Source organism: Spirosoma sordidisoli, assembly GCF_004138325.1.
Lineage (GTDB): Bacteria > Bacteroidota > Bacteroidia > Cytophagales > Spirosomataceae > Spirosoma > Spirosoma sordidisoli.
The window spans coordinates 221,971-242,295 of the sequence record NZ_SBLB01000007.1 but is presented as its reverse complement, the minus strand read 5'-3'; the positions used below and the strand labels follow the sequence as shown (position 1 = coordinate 242,295).

Below are 20,325 nucleotides of genomic sequence, written 5' to 3'. Positions count from 1 at the left end.
GCCTTAAGTAAATATACTATCCAATTTCTATATAGCTGGAAGTCCATTTACCAGTCGCCACCGGTAGCCCGCAACAAGGCCACGATAAACTGCGCTTCCTGACTGCGAAGCTGAACCAGTTGCTGCTCGGCCCCCAGAATAGTGCGTTGTGCGTCCAGTACATCCAGGTACGTCGTTAGTCCTTTCAGGTATAACTCGCGATTGTACTGCTCGGTTCGACGGGCCAGTGTAAGGGTCTGATTCTGAAGGTCGATTTGTTCGCGAAGCAGGGTCAGGTTATCCAGCGCCGTTTCGGCTTCTCGCTGGGCCAGCTGTAGCTGCTGCTGGTATACCTGCTGACTGGTTTGCGCCTGTTGTCTCGAGAGCGAAACGAGTTCACGGTTGCGGTGGCCCTCGTAGAGCGGTACCGATGCGTTCACCCCTACCAGGTAGGTGGCGCTCGTCGGTACGAGCCAGGCACCGATCCGGCCGGACAACAGTCCCCCAGACCCCACCAGGTTGACCCGGGGCCGGGTAGTAGCCTGCTGTACCGCAATCTGCGCCCCGGCCAGCTGAATTTGCCGGTCGGAGCCCTGCAGATCGGGCCGACGCTGTAGCTGCTCGATCGATACGCCCGTATACGGAAACTGTGGGCCGGCGGGAAGCGGGCCGGGGGCTACGGTAAACGTTGCGGGGTCCTGAGCGCACAGCTGAGCCAGTCCATTTACCAGTTCGACCCGGGCGCGTTGCAGCCCTTTGAGCGTCACCTGCAGGCCAGCATAATCCGTTTCGGCCCGCTGTACGTCGAGCTGATTGATCAACCCGACCCGAAACCGTTCGCGAATGATAGAGAGGGTCGTATCCCGAAACTGGATATTGCGCCGGAATACCACCTGTTCGGCGTCGTTACCCCGAATCAGCAGGTACGTTCGGGCAATGTCCGACGCCAGCGACAGCCGGAAAGCCCGGTAATCGGCATCGGACGCCTGCGCCTGCAAATCAGCCACCCGAACGCCCCCGCGAATTCGCCGGAAGAGGTCGAGTTCATAGGTAGCATCGATGGGTAAGAGCTGAAACGTATTCAGCTGAAACCGGGGCAGGCTCTCGCTGGCCGTCGGAATAGCGATGGGCCGGTGTTCCGACAGGCTTTGCGTGGTAATCAATGCCGAACTGCGGATCGATGGCAGCAGGAACGATTGCGCCACCCGAACCCGAACGCGGGCTTCTTCGAGTCGGCTCAGTGCCGCCCGCAGGTTAGGGCTGTTGGTTAGCCCCAGCTGAATCAGCGATTCAAGGGTCGGATCAGCAAACCGGCCAAACCCGTTGACAAACAACTCGGGCACCGAAGGCGCCGGAATAGGCGTCTGCGAAGCGGCTGTACCGGATGCCGAAGGTCCGGTACCCGGCGCCGATGGCTGACTCTGGCCAGATCCGGGCTGAACGGTGACGGCCCCGCCCGGCGCGCTCAGTGGTACGGTCTGCGCGCCAGCTACCAGCCCGCAGGCCATCAGCCAGCTACTGACAAGTATACGTTTTTTCATCGTTGTGCCACGGTTTTTTCGGCTATAGGCTTACGAAGTCGAACGCGCTGGCCATCACGTAGCCGATCGTTGGGGTTCGTTACCACGCGCTCCTGACCGGTGAGTCCATCGGTTACCTCTATCGTGGTACCGTAGTCGCGTCCCAGCGTAATGGGCACGAATTTTACCCGCTGATCGGTGCCTACGATCACGACCCGGGGTCCCTGCGGAGTCATTTGGAGGGCATTGGCGGGTATCAGCACGGGCGCGTTGGCCGCAATCAGGTCGAAATGCACCGAACTGTAGAGGCCAGACGGAATTTCGTTCCCCGGATTGGGAATCAGTACCTCGGTCAGCAGCGTGCGCGACTCGTTTCGCAGTGTTCCTGAGGTCCGGACCACTTTGCCGACCAGCCGCCGGTTCTTCAGCTCAGGCACGACCACCGTGGCCGGGGTGCCTACTTTCATGTACTGGTAATACGTCTGGGGAACATCGACGAATACGCGCAGCGAACCCAGCTCCGACAGGGTGAACAGGGGCTGGCCCGAGCCGGGCGATACCAGATTCCCAACTTCTGCATTACGGCTGGTAATTACGCCCGAAAACGGCGCGTGAATCTGTTGCAGAGCCTTGAGAGCCTGAAGCCGCCGAAGGTTCGCCTGCGCCACGGCTACCCCCGACTGGCGCGTATCGATGTCCTGCTTCGAGATGGCGCCGGGCAGCTGAACGCTCTTCAGACGGTCGAGATTGGCCTGCGCCAGCTGCTGATCGGCCTGGGCGCGGGCAATGTCCTGCTCCAGCTCGGGCACATCGATGGTAGCCAGCAGCTGACCCTGTTTCACCTGAGCGCCGATATCGACGTACCAACGGCGCAGGAACCCCTGCGTGCGGGCAAAGAGCGGGGTTTGGCGGAACGGCTGAATCTGGCCTGGCAATGTTAGCGAACTGGTATCCGAAGCCTGTTTCAGCGGAACGGCGTTGACAACCGGCTCCCGATTGCGTTCGGCACTGGCCTCGGCCTTTAATTCCTGCGCGTTCCGGATGCGGGGCAGCACGCCGAAAAACACGAATACCGCAATCAGCAGCGCAAGCGGAATAAGTACTTTAACTAGTTTCATAGGTTAATAAATAAAGGAACAACGCGTCGAATCCGCATGACCGGGCTGGCCGTTTATGCGGCAACGCCGTTGTTATTTACTGAATCGATAGATACGATGGCCTCTTTATTGAGCGGGCCGTATAGATGCGGAAATAGTTCGTTGTTCGTAGCCGCTTCGTACTTCAGCTCGTGGGTCAGCCGGCTTTCGTCGACCTGCAGCAGCAACAGATCCGGTACGTTCTGGTAATAGCGCTCCAGCACGCCGGCTACCTGCTCCCGGGTCGACAGATGAATGAATCCTTCGGTCTGTAAACTAGCGGCTTCATAGACGGGCGCGTCCTGTTGGCGCGTCCAGTCCATGGCCGTCACGACATGGTAAATCATCAGGCGTTTTGGGGTTTTTGATTTTTTTCGCGAGCGAGGTAGCTGAATACGACCGGCACGAACAGCAGCGTCGTGAACGTAGCCAGCAGCAGCCCGCCAATGACGGCCCGGCCCAGCGGTGCGTTCTGTTCGCCCCCCTCGCCCAGCCCCAGCGACATCGGCAGCATCCCGATGATCATGGCTATGGCCGTCATCAGGATGGGCCGCAGCCGGGTACGGCCCGCTTCGAGCGCGGCTTCGTAGGCGCTGCCCCCTACTTCGGGCAGGTGATCTTTAGCGAAGCTGACCAGCAGGATACTATTGGCCGTCGCCACGCCCACACTCATGATAGCGCCCATCAGCGACGGAATGCTGAAGGTCGTACCGGTCAGGAACAGCATCCAGACCATGCCACACAACGCCCCCGGCAGGGCCGTAATGATGATGAACGGATACCGGAACGACTGGAAGTTGACAACCATCAGCAGGTACACCAGCAGCGCGGCAAAGACAATCCCTAAACCCAGCCGGGTAAAGGCGCTTTCCATACTTTCGACCTGGCCGCGTATGGAAATTACGTTACCGGGCTTCAGCTGCTCCCGGTATTCGGCGGCCAGCTTGTTGAGTTCCTTGGCCACCGACCCCAAGTCTGTCCGCTCAACGGCCGCATAAACGTCGTAGGTCGGCTGGGTGTTAACGCGGTTAATGATGACGGGCGTGGTTGAGCGTTTCACGGTCGTGACGTTGCTCAGCAGCTGCGGACTGACCGACCCGGTGGCCTGCCCCGGCACGATGGGCGTTCGGAGCAGTTTCTCGTAGGAGTCCAGTTTGTAGGGGGGCGTCTGTACGGCAATGATATATGGAAAACCCGTAACCGGATCGGACCAGAAGTTAGGCCGCGTCTGCCCGGAACCGCTCAGCGAAATGTTCATGTTTGTGGCCACGCGCTGCTCGGTCAGGCCGAACTGGGCCGCCCGCTCCCGGTCAATATCCAGAAACAGTTCGGGCGCGTCCAGCACCTGATGCAGGTGTACGTCCACGGCCCCCGGCACCTGCGCAATCCGATCGCGGAGGTCGCGGGCTACGCGCAGATTGTTGACCCGGTCGAAGCCCGACACCTGCACATCAATGGCCGAGGTAAGCCCGAAGTTCAGAATCTGGCTCACGATATCGGCAGGCAGGAAGAAATACGTCACCTCGGGCATCTCGTCGCGCAGCCGGTTCCGCAGTTCACGCACGTACTCGTCGGTCGGGCGCGAGCGGTCGTCGGTCAGCGAGATAAGCAGTTCGGCGTCGGCCGCGCCGAGCGACGAGTTGTCGGTAAAGATAAAGTTGTACCGCTCGGAGGTCAGGCCGATGTTGCTGATGATCGAGCCCACTTCGTCTTCCGGAATGATGTCGCGAACGATGTCGGCGGTCTGGGCCGCCACCTGCTCGGTTGCTTCGAGTCGCGTACCGGCCGGCGCCCGCATGTGAAGCTTGATCTGACCGGCATCGACACGCGGAAAGAAGTCACGCCCAACAAACGGCACCATGACGGCGGTGAACGCCACAACGCCCAGAAACACGACGAAAACGGATCGGCGGCTGTTCAGCGCCCATTCCAGCGCCCGCATGTACCGGGCCTGAAACCGGTCGAACCCCCGGTTGAACCGCGCGTACAGCGAGTTGGGGCGGGGCGCATGACCGGCACTGTGGCCTTCGCTCCGCAGCATCAGATCAGCGAGCATGGGAACGAGCGTTCTCGACAGCACGTACGACGCCAGCATGGCAAAGACGACGGCCTCGGCCAGTGGCCCGAACAGAAACCGCGCCGGCCCTTCCAGAAACAGCACCGATGTGAATACGATACAAATCGTCAGGGTCGAGACCAGGGTGGGCGTCGCAATTTGCTGAGCCCCCTCCAGAATAGCCTGGCGAAGCGGCATGCCCAGCTCCTCGTTGCGGTGAATATTTTCGATCGTTACTGTGGCGTCGTCGACCAGAATACCGATGGCCAGCGCCAGCCCGCCCAGGGTCTGGATATTGAGCGTTTCGCCCAGCAGATACAGCGCGATCAGCGACGAAAGGATCGAAAGCGGAATGGAGATCGCCACGATCAGCGTACTGCGCCAGCTGCCCAGGAACAGCAGAATCATGGCGGCTGTCAGCAGCGCGGCTATAATGCCTTCAACGACAACCCCGTGGATAGAGGCCCGCACAAACACCGACTGATCGAACAGCTCTTCGATCCGCAGGCCCGGGGGAGCAGCCGCCCGCACCGTAGGCAGAATCTGGTTCCGGATGCGGTCAACGATCTGCGTGGTCGATGCATTACCGGTTTTCACCAGGCTCATCAGTACCCCTTTGCTGCCGTCCTGTTTCACGATGTTGGCCTGCACCGCCGATCCGTCGTGTACGTTGGCTACATCGCGCATGTGCACGGTCGTGCCGCCTACTACCTTGATCGGTACGTCGTTGAGCGTGGCAACGGCGTCGGGTTTGGAGTTGAGTCGGATGTTATATTCGCGGTCGGCTACCCGCAGCGCCCCGCTGGGCAGGGTCAGGTTCTGAACGCTGACCGCGTTGAGCACTTCTTCGGGCGTTACGTTGTAGGCGATCATGCGCTCCGGCTCCAGATCGACCATGATCTGCCGGGTTTTGCCGCCAAACGCCTGCGACAGCCGGGCGCCCTGTACCGTGGCGATCTGCGGCCGAACGCGCGTCTGGGCATAGTCGGTGATCTGCGGTTCGGTCAGGCTATCCGACGACAGGCCCAGCTGCAGCACCGGCGCATCGGTAGCGTTATACCGAACAATCAGCGGAGGCTGCGTACCGGGCGGCATCCGGGTCAGAATCGTCTGCGAAATGGCCGTCACCTGCGCAATGGCTTCTTCGATCCTGACGGTGGGCTGAAAGTACAGCTTGATGGCAGCCGTACCGTTGTAGGTTTGCGATTCGACCCGCTGTATGTCGCTGACGTTGTTGATGATGGAGGTTTCGGAGAAGTTGGTCACCATCTTCTCCATTTCGTTCGTAGACAGGCCGTTATAACCCCAGAGGACCGATACAACGGGTATGTTTATACGCGGAAAGATATCTGTGGGCATCTGCACGATCGACAGACCGCCCATAATCAGAATCAGCAACGCCATGACGGCGATGGTATATTTTTTCTCTAACGCTAAGCGGACAATCCACATGGCAAGGCAGGCAATACGAACACTACAAGAAAAAAAGGCGGTTAATTCTACTCAAAGGACCATGAGTAGAATTGAACAGTTTTTAGAATAACAAAAGACAAGAGCTATCCTAGTAGGCTGAGAAGGGGCAAGTTAGCACTAATATGCCCTAAAAGTCAATCACTTATAATTGCACAATCAGAAGAATTAATTGCGGTAGACCACTATTGCCTGCAAATAGCGGAAACCAGCCGCGAGCCGTACCTTTGTGATCCGAACAAAACCAATTTCGATCATGCCGAAGGCACAGATGAACACCGACAAGGGCACGATGACTATCGAGTTTTTCGAGAAAGACGCGCCCAAAACAGTCGAAAACTTTATTACCCTGGCCAAAAAAGGGTTTTACGATGGCGTTATATTTCATCGGGTTATTCCCAACTTCATGATTCAGGGGGGCGACCCGACCGGTACCGGCGCGGGCGGCCCTGGCTACTCCATTGATTGCGAACTAACCGGCGACAACCAATACCACGACCGGGGTGTGCTGAGCATGGCCCACCGGGGGCGGAATACGGGCGGCTCGCAGTTCTTTATCTGCCACAACCGCCAGAACACGCAACACCTCGACCGGAACCATACGGTATTCGGTAAGGTAGTCGACGGCCTGGACGTAATCGACCAGATCCGCCAGGGCGATAAAATTAACAGCATCACGGTAACGGAAGAGTAATCCGTCAACCCCACCGGTGCTACCCAAACCGGTCTTGATTCAGCGTTTCATCGATACGCTGAATCAAGACCGGTTTTTTTATTAGCGGTCCGTGCAGCCGGCGCTACACCGAATCATGACTGGAGGGGTTGGTTGCTGACGCCAGAATTGCTGACACGCGAGAGACGCAAGGGCCGGGGCGCCGGTGCGATTGCGTCTCTATATGGCCGCCAATTGCAGCAGGACGTGGGTGTGTCAGCTGTAGGCGGGGGTTTTGCGGGAGGTGAATCCGAGGATGGCTAGTCCGACGGCTACGCCTATACCAAGGCCGCTGATTAGTTTGATCTGGCTGTAGCCGTCCTGCTCGGCGCTGATAGCGGCATAAGCCCAGGCAAAGACCAGGATATAGGCAATGCTCCGAAACCGGTTGAAGACGATGGCCCCAACGACCAGCCCCACAACTAGTACGGCAACGGCCCAGGTCTCTTCGCTCAGACTGAGCAGGCTGAACTCCGTTGCTTTCAGAAATACGGCTACGTTAAGAATAGTCGCTACGGTTAGCCAGCCGAAATAAATAGAGAAGGGAATACGGGCCAGCCAGGTTTCGGTAGCGGTGGCTGCCGATTCTGGCAGGGTAGCGTCCGGGTCGACCGATACAACCGGTACGTGCCGCCGGGCCAGCAGCCGGTGCTCGATCAGGGTGGCCGTGCCGAGCATGACCAAAATCACAAACAGAGCCACGCCGATCAGCTCGTTGTTAAACAGCGGACTCCAGATCGCATTACAAAGCGTGTTGATGACAACCAGCCACCCTACCGCCCGAAAACGCGGGTTGTTCCGCTGCGACGGAAGCGCCTGATAGACCGCGAAGGCCAGCAGCCCCAGAAAGATCAGCCCCCAGATCGAGAAGGCGTACCCGGCCGGGGTGATCAGCGTGTGATATTTATCGGAAATCTCGCCGTTGGTCATCCCGCCAAACGCGCGGGTGTTTGACAGGTAGTTCATCACGATCATCGTAATGACACTGAACACAACGAGAAACTGGCGTACCTTATCGGTTTGCATAAACAGGGAACGGGGTTGGATGTTCCTCAACAACCAACCCCGTTCCCGTTGTGTTTCAAACCGGCTCCCAAACCCAGACGGTCGTTGGGAGGCCCACCTTTACAGCTCCAGAATCTTGAACTCGGTCCGGCGGTTGCGCTGGTGTTCTTCTTCGGTTTTGGCGTTTTTCACGACCAGCTGTGTTTCGCCGTACCCTTTGGCGGTCATCCGGCTGGCGTCGATGCCTTTCGAGACAATGTAGTCTACCGCCGACTTGGCCCGGTTCTGCGACAGGCGCAGGTTATAGGCATCCGGAGCCCGTACGTCGGTATGCGAACTCAGCTCGATCTTGAGGGTTGGGTTATCCTGCAAAATAGCCACCAGCTTATCCAGTTCGGCAGCCGCATCGGGGCGGATGTTGTACTTGTCGAGATCGTAGTAAATATTCTCCAGCACGAACGTCCGGTTCAGCGTGGCCCTGTCCAGCAGCAGCGCTACGTTGAAGGTCGTGTCGGTCTGCGGTTTGGTCAGGAAAATCTGCGGAATGCTGCGGCCCTGCATCGAGAACGACTCCCGGCGGGTCAGGTAGCCTTTGCGCTCGGCCAGTACCGTATAGTCCTTGCCTTCCTGAACGGGATACTTGCCGAATGTACCCGGCTGCCCCGTTGTCACCTCGGCGATGGGCTGACCGGTAGCGTCGTCGATAATCCGTACCCGCGCCGAATCGAGCGGAGCGATGGGCGTCTCGTTAGCCGATACCGTACCGGCCAGGAAGTACCGAACCGTTTTGGGCGCTCCCGGCGGATTCTGCGCAATAGTCGTCGTATCGGGCGCAGGGCCTTCCTGGAAGAAATAAATATCGTCATCGCCTTTGCCCCCGCCCCGGTTCGAGGTCAGGTAGCCTTCGGTAGGCTTCGTGTAGATCAGGCCGAAATCGTCGGCGGGCGAGTTGATCGGCTGGCCCATATTCGCCACCCGCGTTACCCCGCCCGAGCGGGTAGCCACAAATACGTCGAGCTTACCCAGGCCCGGGTGGCCATCCGACGCAAAATACAGCTTGGCATCCGGAGCTACGTAGGGAAACATCTCGTCGCCGGGCGTATTGATGTCGCGCCCCATATTGACCGGGCGGCTGAACCGGCCCGACGCGTCGATGCTGGTGCGGTAAAGGTCGATACCACCTGCTCCACCCGCCCGGTTCGAGGCAAAATAAAGCGTTCGGCCATCACCCGAAAAGGCGGGGGAGCCGTCCCAGGCCAGCGAATCGCTGATGGGCAGGCGCTGCGGCTGGCTCCAGACGTTACCTTCGCCCAGGCGGCTGATGTACAGATCCACGTCCAGCCCGCCTTTGCGCTTGCCGGTATTGCCGCGGGCAAACACCATGGCTTTGCCATCTTTCGAGAAAGCCGGCGTTCCTTCGTTTACGTTGTCCTGAAACACGTTCTGGCTGAACAGCTCGGGCGCCGGTACCGTACCGGTTTCGTCGGGTTTCTGACCGGACAGCGCATTGCTCAGCTTCGTTTTGTACAGCCCCAGCATGGGCAGGCCGTTGTTCTTGTAGACCTGTTCTTTCCGCGAGGCCGTGAAGATCAGCTCTTCGCCCCGTACCACCGGCCCAAACTCCGAACCGGGCGAGTTGACAGCCCCTACGTTCTGCAGGGTGATGAGCGACTTGTTGGCGGCAATGATGTTGATGGCTTTCAGCGTTTCGATCTCGCGTTTGGCTTTGTCCAGCACCGGTTTGGCCGTTGTGCGGGGTGCGCTGGCCACATACTGCTGCAACTGCTCAAGCGCCCCGGCATAATTACCCTGCGATTTTAACGCATACGCATAGTTGAAACGGGCATCCGGCTCGGCCGTATTCGCTTCGAGGGCTTTCTGATAGAACGGAACGGCTTCGCCAAACCGGTTCGAAAGCCGGTACGATTCGGCCGTGTAATAGTTGAGCCGGGCGGGATCTACGCTGCCTTTGGTCGCTTTCTGGAACTGAGTCAGCGCCAGGTTGTACTCGCCGGCATCGTAATGACGAACGCCTTTCTTGTAAGCCATCATGGCCGAGTTACAACCTCCCAGCGACAGAGCCAGACCCAACGCGGCCAGCAGCGCCGACGACGTATTGATTTTCATAGAGATTGAAGAGCAAAAACCCACTGTGCCGCCAAGATATGAAGATTTCTGACGGGACTAATTTTTAACGAATACAATCCGCATTTATTGAGGATTGTTTACAATAGCGAACCGCAAAAAAAGGCGTTGCACCAGCCTCCTACCATTCAATCAACTTTATGCCCCGATTAACGCCAAAAAAGCCACCCCGCCCAGCGCTGACTACGGGGGTAGGGCGCTGCTGCGGGGTGGCTAATGAGGTCTCGTTCTACGGCTTAAACCTGCTCGACGGCGGCTATTTCTTCGACCACGTCGGTGGCGTAGGCATCGGTCGGTACGCAGGAGCAAACCAGATTGCGGTCGCCATAGGCCGAATCGATCCGGCTCACGCTAGGCCAGAACTTACGGGCACGAACCTGCGGCAGCGGGTAAACGGCTTTCTCACGGCTGTAGGGACGATCCCAGCTGTCGGAGAGCGCGACCGAGGCCGTATGCGGAGCGTATTTGAGCACGTTGCTGGTGCGGTCGGCCTGACCGGCTTCGATTTCGCGTATCTCGTTCCGAATGGCGATCATGGCGTCGCAGAACCGGTCCAGCTCGGCTTTCGACTCCGACTCGGTCGGTTCGATCATCATCGTACCGGCTACCGGGAAGGAGACCGTTGGCGCGTGGAACCCGTAGTCCATCAGGCGTTTGGCAATATCTTCTACCTCGACACCAACGGCCTGCTTGAACGGCCGGCAGTCGATGATCATTTCGTGAGCCGCGCGTCCCTTATCGTTGGTGTAGAGCGTCTCGTAGTGACCTTCAAGCCGGGCTTTGATGTAGTTGGCGTTCAGGATGGCCCGCTTGGTCGCGTTGGTCAGCCCTTCTCCACCCATCATGGCGATGTACGCGTATGAGATGGTCAGGATGCTGGCCGATCCGTAAGGTGCGGCCGATACGGCGCCCGCGGCTTCCGGGCTGGCGTTCAGCGAAACGTGGCCGGGCAGGAACGGCACCAGCTGCTCCGCTACGCCGATGGGGCCCATACCGGGTCCGCCACCACCGTGGGGAATGCAGAAGGTTTTGTGCAGGTTGAGGTGACAAACGTCGGCCCCGATGGTGGCCGGGCTGGTCAGGCCTACCTGCGCATTCATGTTGGCTCCGTCCATGTATACCTGCCCGCCATGCTGGTGAATAACGGCGCAGATTTCCTTGATGCTTTCTTCAAACACGCCGTGGGTCGAGGGGTAGGTCACCATCAGGCACGACAGATCAGCACTGTGCTGTTCTGCTTTGGCTTTCAGGTCGGCTACGTCGATGTTGCCGCGCTCGTCGCACTTGACGATAACCACTTTCATGCCAGCCATAACGGCGCTGGCGGGGTTGGTACCGTGGGCCGATTGCGGAATCAGCGCAATCTGGCGGTGATGGTCGCCCCGGCTTTCGTGATAGGCCCGAATAACCATCAGACCGGCGTATTCGCCCTGCGCGCCCGAGTTGGGTTGCAGCGACATGGCCGCAAAACCCGTAATCTCACACAGCCAGTCGTTCAGGTCGCTGAACAGCTGCTGATAACCCGCCGTCTGGTCTTTGGGTGCAAAGGGATGCAGTTTCCCGAATTCCGGCCAGGTAACCGGAATCATTTCGGTCGTTGCGTTCAGCTTCATGGTGCAGCTTCCCAGCGAAATCATCGAATGAACCAGCGACAGATCTTTTTCTTCGAGCGACCGCAGGTAGCGCAGCATCTCGTGTTCGGTATGGTGGGTGTTGAAAACCGGGTGGGTCAGGTAGTCCGACTGACGAACGAGCCGCTCGGGCCAGGTAATCGCCAGTTCGTCGGCCAGATCGGTCAGGTCGATCTTAACCCCGAATACCGTCAGCAGCTCCGATACGTCGTGCACCGTTTTGGCTTCATCGAACGATATGCTCACGTGCTCATCGTCGGCCCAGTAGCGCAGGTTGAGCTGAGCCGCCCGCGCCGATTTTTTCAGCGAGTCGACATCCTGCACTTTCACCGTTACGGTATCGAAATAATGCTCGGTCACGACCGTATGGCCGCAGCGGTGCAGTGCCGTAGCGAAGAGTTTAGTCAGGCCGTGGGTACGTTCGGCAATGGCGCGAATCCCCTCGGGACCGTGATAAACGGCGTAGCTGCCCGCCATAACGGCCAGCAGTACCTGAGCCGTACAGATGTTGGAGGTTGCTTTTTCGCGCCGGATGTGCTGCTCGCGCGTTTGCAGGGCCATGCGCAGGGCCGGTTTGCCTTCCGCATCGATCGACACGCCGATGATCCGACCCGGTATCTGCCGTTTGAAGGCATCGCGGGTAGCAAAGAAAGCGGCATGTGGGCCACCGTAACCCATCGGTACCCCAAACCGCTGGGCCGATCCGACCACCACATCGGCGCCCATCTCACCGGGCGAGGTCAGCAGGGCCAGGGCCAGCAGGTCGGCGGCTACGGCTACGGTAATACCCAGCTCGTGGGCTGCGGCAATCAGGTCGGTATAGTCGAACACGTCGCCGTTGGTGGCCGGGTACTGCAGCAGCATCCCGAACAGGTCGCCGGTGGTCAGATCGACCGACCGGTGGTCACCTACCAGCACCTTGATCCCGATGGGGGTAGCGCGGGTGCGGATGACGTCGATGGTTTGGGGGTGGCAGAACGCCGACACGAAAAACGTCTGGGCCGACTTCCGGGCCGCCGGACGCGTGGCGAACAGCATGGCCATGGCTTCGGCGGCAGCGGTGGCTTCGTCGAGCAGCGACGCGTTGGCCAGATCCATGCCGGTCAGGTCCGAAACGACCGTCTGGAAATTGAGCAGCGCTTCGAGACGACCCTGGGCTATTTCGGCCTGATAGGGCGTATAGGCCGTATACCAGGCCGGATTCTCCAGAATATTACGAAGAATGACGGTTGGCGTAATGGTATCGTAATAGCCGGTGCCGATATAGGACTTGAAGACCTTATTCTGACTGGCCAGCTGTTTGAAATCGATCAGAAACTGCGTCTCGGTTTTGGGCGCGGGCAGGTTGAGCGGGCGGGCGAGCCGGATGGTATCGGGTACGGTCTGTGCAATCAGTTCGTCGATTGAGCTGACCGGCTGGCCGGTTTTACTCACGGTCTGAAGCATGTCGGCGAGTGCCGCATCGGTTTGTTCGGAACGCCGACCGCCATGGTGACGATTTTCAAACAAGTCTGTTGGGAGAAGATTGAGTTTCATGCCGGGGTCGCCCTCGTGATTTTTCGTTTGATTGAAAACTCAAATTTACGGCAAAACGTGCGATTTGCGGGTGTTTACTACCAAGTCGATTTGGCAGGATAATAGGCTGTCTCTGTATGAAGTATATAATTTATACCGTTTTAAAAGATGAATCGCCCAAAACAGGTCGGCCCACCACCGACAAAAGCCATGGGCATATTCTGGCCTAGTTTTTGTGAAACTGCCTTTTAGTCATAAACCCAACCTCCTGTTATGCAATGTCGCGTGTGTGGAAGCGAGACAACTCCCCTCTTCAATACGGTCGTTTTACACCGGTATGAAGTGACTTATTTTGAGTGTCGAACCTGCGCTTTTGTTCAGACAGAGGACCCCTACTGGCTTCCGGAGGCATATAGCAACGCCTTTACCGCAACTGACACCGGCACGCTGCAACGGAGTCTGATTCTGGGCAGATCGGCCGCCACACTGCTCTATTTCGCGTTTGACAGAGCCGGCAAATTCGTGGACTACGCAGGTGGATACGGCACACTGGCCCGGCTGATGCGGGACATCGGATTTGATTTTTATTCGACAGACCTCTATGCCGAAAATTTTATGGCCCGTGGGTTCGATGCTGAACCCGGTCACTACGAACTGGCTACCGCTTTCGAATGTTTCGAGCATTTTGCTCATCCCCGACAGGAGCTTGAAAAAATCCTGGCGTATTCAGACAACATTTTTTTCACTACCCAGCCCTGCCCCGAACCGGCCCCGGCCATAACCGACTGGTGGTATTATGCCCCGCACCACGGCCAGCACGTAGCGCTTTACAGGCCCCAAACGCTGGCCTATCTGGGTCAGCAATACGGTTTGCATTATCATCGAATTCTGAATTATCATCTCTATACCCGCAAACGTATTCCTGCTTTTCTGTTTCCGTTCCTGGTTGTAGCGGGTCGGCTTGGCCTTTCGGCAATCGTTCGACTGCTTATGAAAAGCCGCATATTATCGGACGCAGCCCTACTGAACAGACGCGGACCCTCTCATAGCCTACCCACGAAATGAAAAGTTACAAAGACTACCCCCGCCAATCTGTATCGATGTCGAAGGATGACGTATTTCAATCGACGCTGAAACAAATTTTTACCGAAAACCAGATCGATTACGTCATCGAGACCGGCACCTGGCTCGGTACGGGCTCTACCCAGACACTAGCCAGGGCTTTTTCGCCTGGTCGATTACCGAAGGCGTATTATACGATCGAAGGCAACCTTACCTTCCATACTATTGCCCGGTTTAATCTGCTGAAATGGCCCTTCGTTAAGCCGCTCTGGGGCGATACTGTAGCCAAGGAAAAAGCCCTTCATTTTATCAAACATGACGAAGCCCTGCTTCATCATGAGCAATATGCCGACGTATTTATCGATACGCTCGAGGACCCGGTCCGTTTTTACACGAATGAGGTCGAAGGCAAGCTGGGAAAAAACTGGGTTATCAGTATGGTAGACTGGTTTGGCGAGACATTTCTTAGCCGACAGGATGATTTACTGCAAAACCTGCTGATCAAACACCGCGATGACCGTCCGCTGGTTTTACTGGACTCGGCGGGTGGTATCGGCTGGCTCGAATACCAGACCGTTCGCGATACACTCGGTAACCGGCCCTACTGGCTTATTCTCGACGATATTCACCACCTGAAGCATTTTCGCTCATTCAACGATGTGCGAACCAGGGCCGATTTCCGGGTTATTGGTCATAGTCTGGCCGATGGCTGGATGATCGCTGAGCACCTGGCTTAACCGCTACCCTACCTGATGCTGAGCCGGCAGCAGGCTCTGAACCGCACCGATGACCCGCTCAACCGATATAACATCGATCGAAAACGGAGATTCGGGATTGAACTGCGGAGCAATCTGGTCAAGCCGGTGCCGATGCTGCTCAACGAAGTCAGGATACAGATGGTGAATATGTGCCCCTGACGGGTGCGGATATGGATGCCATCGAACCAGTGATTTTCCCTGTGAAGCAACGATGGTAGGCGTTTGGGTAGAAGCCGCGATATGTACGATGCCAGTTTCATTGGTGATCAGCAGGCTGGCGTGGTTGACAACGTAAATCAGCTCGGCAATGGAAAGCCGGCCCGTCAGGTCAAGTATGGCCGAATGGTCGGCTAGCAGCGCCAGCATGGCATCGGAATAGACCTGTTCATTGGGCGCTCCCGTCAGGACAATATGATAGGCCGGATAGTTTTTCCGGATAAACTGAGTTACCTGAGCGTACCGGCTGGCGGGCCATATCCGAAAATCCTGCCCGGCACCCAGCGACAGAACAACGTAACGATCCGGCACTGCTACTGGTTTGGCCCGCTGGCTATCCAGATGTAGTGAGGAGGTGGGCACTGGCTGGCTTAGAAACTGCTCGGTAATACGCCGGTTACGCTCCTGCTCGAACAGAATACCCGCGCCAGAGTCGATCATTCGGGTGTAGAGCTGATTACCAAACCAGGCTTCCCAGCGCTTGATATTGACAAAATCGGTCAGGCAGCCTACCCGCTCCGGCGCACCCGATACGCGAGCCAGAAAATCGTCCAGTACCAGAACGCGGCTGAACGTGGGGCAGAAAACCACCTCGAAGCCTTGCCGACGGAGCTGCCGCATAAAACGAAACCGGTAAACGGGCTGAGTCGACAGTTTGTAGATATCGGTCCAGAGGAACGCGTCGACCAGGTCACTGTCAAACGTCTCCGCAATGGTTCGGATAGGCAAGTTGGCGCATAGGGTAATAGCATAGCCCCGGAAACGATCTGACTGACGGATAGTAGCCAGGTAATTCCGGAACAGCAGGTAATCGCCCAGAACGTCGACGCGAATTATGAGCAGCGATCTTGGCCGACGCTGCACACGGCCTGCCGATAGTATGGCCAGCGTGTCTACCAGAAACAGGGTAAGGTCGATGAGCGCCAGCACGGGCGTTAGCAAGGGTGACGTTTTAAGCGTTCGAATCAACGATTTGATAGTCATACGAAACAGTGCCAGCCTGTCATAACCGGCAAATTATTCTTACGGCCTGAAAATGAGCCTACAACCTTATGTTTTTACCCAATCGGGAATAAATTTACTGTTAACCTAACAACGATCTCCCCCAATGGCGAAGTCGAAACCTACCGCGTCGGCCCGGCAAAAAACGAAGCTAGCTACAAACCCCGGCCCTACACCCACTTTTGTCTCTAAACAGGGCTTATCCGCTGCCGCTGCTTCATCCGAAACACCAGTTGCGAAGCCGTTTCATCTGTCCAACCCACTGCGTCTCGGGTTAAGTGCGGTCATGCTCCTGGTTGCGTTGGTGCCTGTTATTCGGTACTACGACGTGGTTTGGCACAATGCGGTCAACGTTCCTTTCGAAGATGATTTCAACAGTACCCTCCAGTTCATTGCAACCTACGCCTTCGACACCCATTCGCTGGCCGATACATGGCGGCTTATTTTTTCTCAGCACAACGAGCACCGGATTGTTTTTGACCGGCTGGTTTTCCTGGCCGACTATGCCATAGGCGGACACGTCAATTTTCGTAACCAGATTCTGTTCGGGAATCTGTCGCTGGTATTTGTGGCCTGGCTCCTGTTCATGGCTTCGTTCAGGTCGTTAACCCTCCTGCAAAAACTGTTCTATTTCTTACCGGTTCCGTTTCTTTTGTTCCAGCTACATTTCTGGGAGTTGACGGTCTGGGGAATGTCCTCCATCCAGAATCTCTATATCGTTGTCTTTGCCCTGCTGAGCCTGTATGCGCTTAGTCGGGCATCGGAGCGGCCCGTCTGGTTTACGATAGCCTGTTTGAGTGCGGTAGTAGCAGCTTTTACCAGCGGGAACGGCATATTTACGTTTCTGGTGGGCCTGCCGGTGCTGATTCTGCTGAAGGAGTACCGTAAACTGGGTATCTGGGCAGGTGTTGCCGTAGTTACGGTTTCCTTGTATTTCTGGGGGTATGTCAAACCGGGTCATCATCCGCCCATACTGGAAACCTTTCTGCATAACAGCGGCCAGTTCTTCGATCATTTTTTTACGCTGACCGGCTCTGATTTTTCGGCTCAGCCCGCTTACCCCATCAGAGCCGGCAAATGGATGCTGGCCCTGACCCTCGCCCTAATCGCCTACAACGCGTACCGGAAGCAACTTGTCCGTTCGAACGTTACGATTCTGGCCTTGCTGGCATTCATGTACATCAGCTGCCTGTCGGTATCGGCAGGCCGGGCGGGTTTCGGAGTGGCCCAGGCAATGGGACCGCGCTACGGCATCCTGTCTGTCATGTTGTTGATAGGCCTTTATATTCTGTGCGTTGAAACGACGAGAGGCTCCTATTCCAGGGCTGCGCTGGTTGTATCGGGATTAGCCCTGTCCGTTTATCTGTACACCAATTCGTATCGGCAGCACCTGGCAAAAGTAGCCGATCGAACAACCAATCTTGAATTCAGTACCGCCCTTTACAATGACAACCCCAATAACCTCATCCTTTTCTGGGGCGACCCCAAACGGGCAAAAGAAATTTTTCAGGATGCGCTCAGAAAAGGTATTTATCAGGTACCGAAACTGACCCTGGCCGATATAAAGAGCCAGCCAACTCAGCTGGATAGCCGCCTGCTTGTGCCAACAAACGACGTAACCGCTGATGTGAAACCCTATCTTACTAACGACTATCTGGTAGTTTATCAGGCCTGGGCCGTCAACAGTCAGCCATCCGCCGATACGCAGATTGAGCTGGTGGCACAATCTGCTCAGGCTTCTTACCTCTTTACAACCCGCCGACAAATCCGGTACGACGTTGCCAACCAGTATCAGTCTCCGTTATTGCTGGAAGCTGGCTTTTCGAGTGTTATCAAAAAAACCGATCTGAAGCCAGGCCGTTATACTTTAGGCGTTCGACTAATTACCAAAGGCCAGCAGTCGTACCTGCCGCTGGCGGCCAGTTTCGACGTGTAATGGCCTATAAGCGGGGACGCAGAAGCCGGTAGATGGGCTGAAGCAGGGCATTCAGGACTTTCCCTACTCCACCGCCTACCAACTGGTCGAAGGGTAATGCAACGAGACTGTTCTGCAATACCTGCCGATCCGATACGCGCCGTTGACGTTGAATTTGCTGGTGTTGCTTTCGAATAACCGCCCCGTGCTGCCAGATCCACTGGTAAGCCCTGAATCGGGCGCTCATGTACGAAACGCCCCGTAGGGTAAAGCTCCACATGAGAGCTTCGGTCAGCAGCAGAGCGGGCAGTAAGCGCATCAGCGTCGACCTGGAAAACACCCGCAGAAATGTCAATAACCGGTTTCGCTCCAGGTAATAGAACTTATCGGGCGACATACCTAGCCGGTAATAATGGGTTATGACCGCCCTGGGTTCGCAGAGTAGCGTATAGGCTGCCAGCCGGGCGCGGAGCGAAAGATCGGTATCCTCGAAGTACATGAAGTAACTCTCCTCGAAGCCCCCCAGTTCACGCAGCGCCCGGGTGGGAGCCAGCAGCGCAGCGCCCGATAGCAGTGGCACCTCCTCGATGGCTACGTAGGCCGACGCGGGTTGGTTCAGCCCCCGGCAGCTGGTAACGCCCGTGTACTGCATCTGGTTACCACAGGCGTTGATAGTACCGTCTGGGTTGAGGAGCTTGGGCGTAATGAACGCGTCGGGGTTCTGGCGGGCCGTAGCCATCAGCCGGTCAAGGCTGTCCGGTTCGAGTTCGGTATCTGGATTGAGCAGCAGCGTCCAGGTGCCGGTTGCCTGACCGATACCCAGATTATTACCCCCCGCATACCCTGAGTTAACGGGATTGGCGATGAATCGACCGGCCGGATAATGCGTTTTTACCCAGTCGGCGAGGTGATCGTGGCCGTAGTTGTCGACGAGAATGACCTCGTGTGCCAGGTTCCTGGCCGCTCGGGCCAGGGTAGGTAAACAACGGCTGAGGTCGGCAAGACTATTATAGGCAACAATAACGATACTGAGTTCTGGCAACGGAGGTGCTGTCACGAGCGTACGTTAAGGTTCCGTTACGAGTGGCATATCAACCGACACCGGAGGCTCATTCTGACGCAGCTCTGCCAGTTCTTTCCGCAGAAAGGCTATTTCGTGGGTCAGTTCTTTTACCGATTGCTGCATCTTCGAATTGACAACGGAGAGGTGAACCAGAAAGATGATAATTGCAAAAATAGCGGCCAGAAAAATCAGCGATGGCGGATAAAAAACGCCCAGGGCCAGCGAGATCTGTTCGAGCCCTTTCCGCCAGATGGAGAAAACGATCAGGATGATAGTACAGGCAATCCAGATGAAGGAGTACTCCTCCCGCAGCTTCCCCATGACAATAAGCCGGGTGATGAAGTACATGAACCCCAGCGCCCCGATCAGACTAAGTATCTGAATGACAATCGGTAATGATTCCATGCGTGCGTTGTTTGTTCTGTAATCGAATATACACGAATAACGTCGCCATTGTTACTTTGAACATGTAGTAAATAGATTTGACCATCGTGATGGATGACGTGCCGCCCTGCCGCTCGCGCATCACGACCGGAACCTCGAGTATGCGTAGTTTGTGTAGACCAAACTGAACAATCGACTCCGGCTCAGGGTACTCGTCGGGGTAATAGCTATTCGTGATGCAGATGGTGCGCCGGTTGAAAGCCCGAAATCCGGACGTACTATCGTGAATAGACGTTCCGATCAGTAACTGGTTGAGCCACCGGAAATACCGAATTCCCAGCCGACGAACGTAGGTCGACTGAAAGCCGGTACGCTCCAGAAAACGGGACCCGATTACGACATCGGCTTTGTCGGCAAAAATCGGCTCCAGTATTTTCAGCAATTCGCCGGCCGGGTGTTGCCCATCGCCATCTATCTGTACGGCAATGTCGTAGCCCTGCCGAAAGGCGTACTTGTAGCCTGCGTGCATAGCCCCGCCAATGCCCAGATTGACAGGAAGATTCAGGTAGAGGCATTCCAGCGTCTGAATGATGGCCAGTGAATCATCCGTCGACTGGTCGTTTACCACCAGCACATCCAGGTTTAGTCCGTGTCGGCGTTTCACCCGGTTGATTTCGTCAACAACAGTAGCGATGGCCGCCTGTTCGTTGAAACACGGCACCACGGCCAACACCCGAAAATCGACAGCGTTCATAG

Annotated in this window: 15 protein-coding genes; 4 read left to right on the top strand and 11 right to left on the bottom strand. The window is 56.7% G+C overall.

Annotated features, from left to right (window positions below; translation table 11 throughout):
* Nucleotides 1-47: 47 nt before the first annotated feature.
* From EQG79_RS23540 to EQG79_RS23525, 4 genes are read right to left on the bottom strand one after another with little or no spacing between them, the layout of a single operon-like run.
* The gene (locus EQG79_RS23540) at nucleotides 48-1,520 is read right to left on the bottom strand and encodes a TolC family protein (protein WP_077922184.1); all 1,473 of its coding nucleotides are present in this window, start codon (nucleotides 1,518-1,520) and stop codon (nucleotides 48-50) included.
* Nucleotides 1,517-2,617 carry an efflux RND transporter periplasmic adaptor subunit gene (locus EQG79_RS23535; protein ID WP_129604717.1) on the bottom strand — a complete coding sequence of 367 codons (1,101 nt, stop codon included), beginning with the start codon at nucleotides 2,615-2,617 and terminating at the stop codon, nucleotides 1,517-1,519. The genes EQG79_RS23540 and EQG79_RS23535 overlap by 4 nt, the downstream gene beginning before the upstream one ends.
* Nucleotides 2,618-2,670: 53 nt before the next feature.
* Nucleotides 2,671-2,982 (bottom strand): DUF952 domain-containing protein, encoded by a 312-nt coding sequence (locus EQG79_RS23530; RefSeq protein WP_077922186.1) that lies wholly within the window; start codon nucleotides 2,980-2,982, stop codon nucleotides 2,671-2,673.
* The gene (locus tag EQG79_RS23525) at nucleotides 2,982-6,143 is read right to left on the bottom strand and encodes an efflux RND transporter permease subunit (RefSeq protein ID WP_129604714.1); all 3,162 of its coding nucleotides are present in this window, start codon (nucleotides 6,141-6,143) and stop codon (nucleotides 2,982-2,984) included. The genes EQG79_RS23530 and EQG79_RS23525 overlap by 1 nt, the downstream gene beginning before the upstream one ends.
* 274 nt (nucleotides 6,144-6,417) lie before the next feature.
* On the opposite strand from EQG79_RS23525, the gene EQG79_RS23520 reads away from it, so the two are divergent.
* Nucleotides 6,418-6,855 (top strand): peptidylprolyl isomerase, encoded by a 438-nt coding sequence (locus EQG79_RS23520; protein ID WP_077922188.1) that lies wholly within the window; start codon nucleotides 6,418-6,420, stop codon nucleotides 6,853-6,855.
* A gap of 234 nt (nucleotides 6,856-7,089) precedes the next feature.
* On the opposite strand, the gene EQG79_RS23515 is transcribed toward EQG79_RS23520, so the two are convergent.
* The 3 genes from EQG79_RS23515 to gcvP all read right to left on the bottom strand — a co-directional run bounded on the left by EQG79_RS23515 (nucleotide 7,090) and on the right by gcvP (nucleotide 13,190).
* Nucleotides 7,090-7,899, bottom strand: a complete 810-nt coding sequence (locus tag EQG79_RS23515) for a TspO/MBR family protein (protein ID WP_129604711.1) — start codon at nucleotides 7,897-7,899, stop codon at nucleotides 7,090-7,092.
* A 99-nt stretch (nucleotides 7,900-7,998) separates the two neighbouring features.
* Complete coding sequence (locus EQG79_RS23510; RefSeq protein WP_129604708.1) at nucleotides 7,999-10,005, bottom strand: OmpA family protein; 2,007 nt, start codon at nucleotides 10,003-10,005, stop codon at nucleotides 7,999-8,001.
* 254 nt (nucleotides 10,006-10,259) lie between these two features.
* Nucleotides 10,260-13,190 (bottom strand): aminomethyl-transferring glycine dehydrogenase, encoded by a 2,931-nt coding sequence (gene gcvP, locus EQG79_RS23505; RefSeq protein WP_129604705.1) that lies wholly within the window; start codon nucleotides 13,188-13,190, stop codon nucleotides 10,260-10,262.
* Between the two features lie 252 nt (nucleotides 13,191-13,442).
* On the opposite strand from gcvP, the gene EQG79_RS23500 reads away from it, so the two are divergent.
* Nucleotides 13,443-14,234, top strand: a complete 792-nt coding sequence (locus EQG79_RS23500; protein WP_077922191.1) for a class I SAM-dependent methyltransferase — start codon at nucleotides 13,443-13,445, stop codon at nucleotides 14,232-14,234.
* Complete coding sequence (locus tag EQG79_RS23495) at nucleotides 14,231-14,968, top strand: hypothetical protein (protein ID WP_077922192.1); 738 nt, start codon at nucleotides 14,231-14,233, stop codon at nucleotides 14,966-14,968. The genes EQG79_RS23500 and EQG79_RS23495 overlap by 4 nt, the downstream gene beginning before the upstream one ends.
* 3 nt (nucleotides 14,969-14,971) lie before the next feature.
* Here EQG79_RS23495 and EQG79_RS23490 read toward each other — a convergent pair whose 3' ends face one another.
* A complete protein-coding gene (locus EQG79_RS23490; protein ID WP_077922193.1) occupies nucleotides 14,972-16,189 on the bottom strand; it encodes a glycosyltransferase family 9 protein in 1,218 nt (405 codons plus the stop codon).
* Nucleotides 16,190-16,313: 124 nt separating this feature from the next.
* Between EQG79_RS23490 and EQG79_RS23485 the strand changes: the two genes are divergently transcribed.
* A complete protein-coding gene (locus tag EQG79_RS23485) occupies nucleotides 16,314-18,143 on the top strand; it encodes a hypothetical protein (RefSeq protein ID WP_129604702.1) in 1,830 nt (609 codons plus the stop codon).
* Nucleotides 18,144-18,147: 4 nt separating this feature from the next.
* On the opposite strand, the gene EQG79_RS23480 is transcribed toward EQG79_RS23485, so the two are convergent.
* From EQG79_RS23480 to EQG79_RS23470, 3 genes are read right to left on the bottom strand one after another with little or no spacing between them, the layout of a single operon-like run.
* Entirely contained in the window at nucleotides 18,148-19,179 is a 1,032-nt protein-coding gene (locus EQG79_RS23480; RefSeq protein WP_201723567.1) for a glycosyltransferase family 2 protein, read from the bottom strand.
* Between the two features lie 9 nt (nucleotides 19,180-19,188).
* A complete protein-coding gene (locus tag EQG79_RS23475; RefSeq protein ID WP_077922196.1) occupies nucleotides 19,189-19,590 on the bottom strand; it encodes a DUF2304 domain-containing protein in 402 nt (133 codons plus the stop codon).
* Nucleotides 19,556-20,323 carry a glycosyltransferase family 2 protein gene (locus EQG79_RS23470; protein ID WP_129604699.1) on the bottom strand — a complete coding sequence of 256 codons (768 nt, stop codon included), beginning with the start codon at nucleotides 20,321-20,323 and terminating at the stop codon, nucleotides 19,556-19,558. The genes EQG79_RS23475 and EQG79_RS23470 overlap by 35 nt, the downstream gene beginning before the upstream one ends.
* Nucleotides 20,324-20,325: the final 2 nt, after the last annotated feature.

Bases quoted from the DNA above. Each gene is read 5' to 3' on its own strand.
- EQG79_RS23475 (WP_077922196.1), bottom strand. From the start codon at position 19,590: ATGGAATCATTACCGATTGTCATTCAGATACTTAGTCTGATCGGGGCG.
- gcvP (WP_129604705.1), bottom strand. From the start codon at position 13,190: ATGAAACTCAATCTTCTCCCAACAGACTTGTTTGAAAATCGTCACCAT.
- EQG79_RS23530 (WP_077922186.1), bottom strand. From the start codon at position 2,982: ATGATTTACCATGTCGTGACGGCCATGGACTGGACGCGCCAACAGGAC.
- EQG79_RS23470 (WP_129604699.1), bottom strand. From the start codon at position 20,323: ATGAACGCTGTCGATTTTCGGGTGTTGGCCGTGGTGCCGTGTTTCAAC.
- EQG79_RS23495 (WP_077922192.1), top strand. From the start codon at position 14,231: ATGAAAAGTTACAAAGACTACCCCCGCCAATCTGTATCGATGTCGAAG.
- EQG79_RS23500 (WP_077922191.1), top strand. From the start codon at position 13,443: ATGCAATGTCGCGTGTGTGGAAGCGAGACAACTCCCCTCTTCAATACG.
- EQG79_RS23490 (WP_077922193.1), bottom strand. From the start codon at position 16,189: ATGACTATCAAATCGTTGATTCGAACGCTTAAAACGTCACCCTTGCTA.
- EQG79_RS23510 (WP_129604708.1), bottom strand. From the start codon at position 10,005: ATGAAAATCAATACGTCGTCGGCGCTGCTGGCCGCGTTGGGTCTGGCT.
- EQG79_RS23485 (WP_129604702.1), top strand. From the start codon at position 16,314: ATGGCGAAGTCGAAACCTACCGCGTCGGCCCGGCAAAAAACGAAGCTA.
- EQG79_RS23535 (WP_129604717.1), bottom strand. From the start codon at position 2,617: ATGAAACTAGTTAAAGTACTTATTCCGCTTGCGCTGCTGATTGCGGTA.
- EQG79_RS23520 (WP_077922188.1), top strand. From the start codon at position 6,418: ATGCCGAAGGCACAGATGAACACCGACAAGGGCACGATGACTATCGAG.
- EQG79_RS23515 (WP_129604711.1), bottom strand. From the start codon at position 7,899: ATGCAAACCGATAAGGTACGCCAGTTTCTCGTTGTGTTCAGTGTCATT.
- EQG79_RS23540 (WP_077922184.1), bottom strand. From the start codon at position 1,520: ATGAAAAAACGTATACTTGTCAGTAGCTGGCTGATGGCCTGCGGGCTG.
- EQG79_RS23525 (WP_129604714.1), bottom strand. From the start codon at position 6,143: ATGTGGATTGTCCGCTTAGCGTTAGAGAAAAAATATACCATCGCCGTC.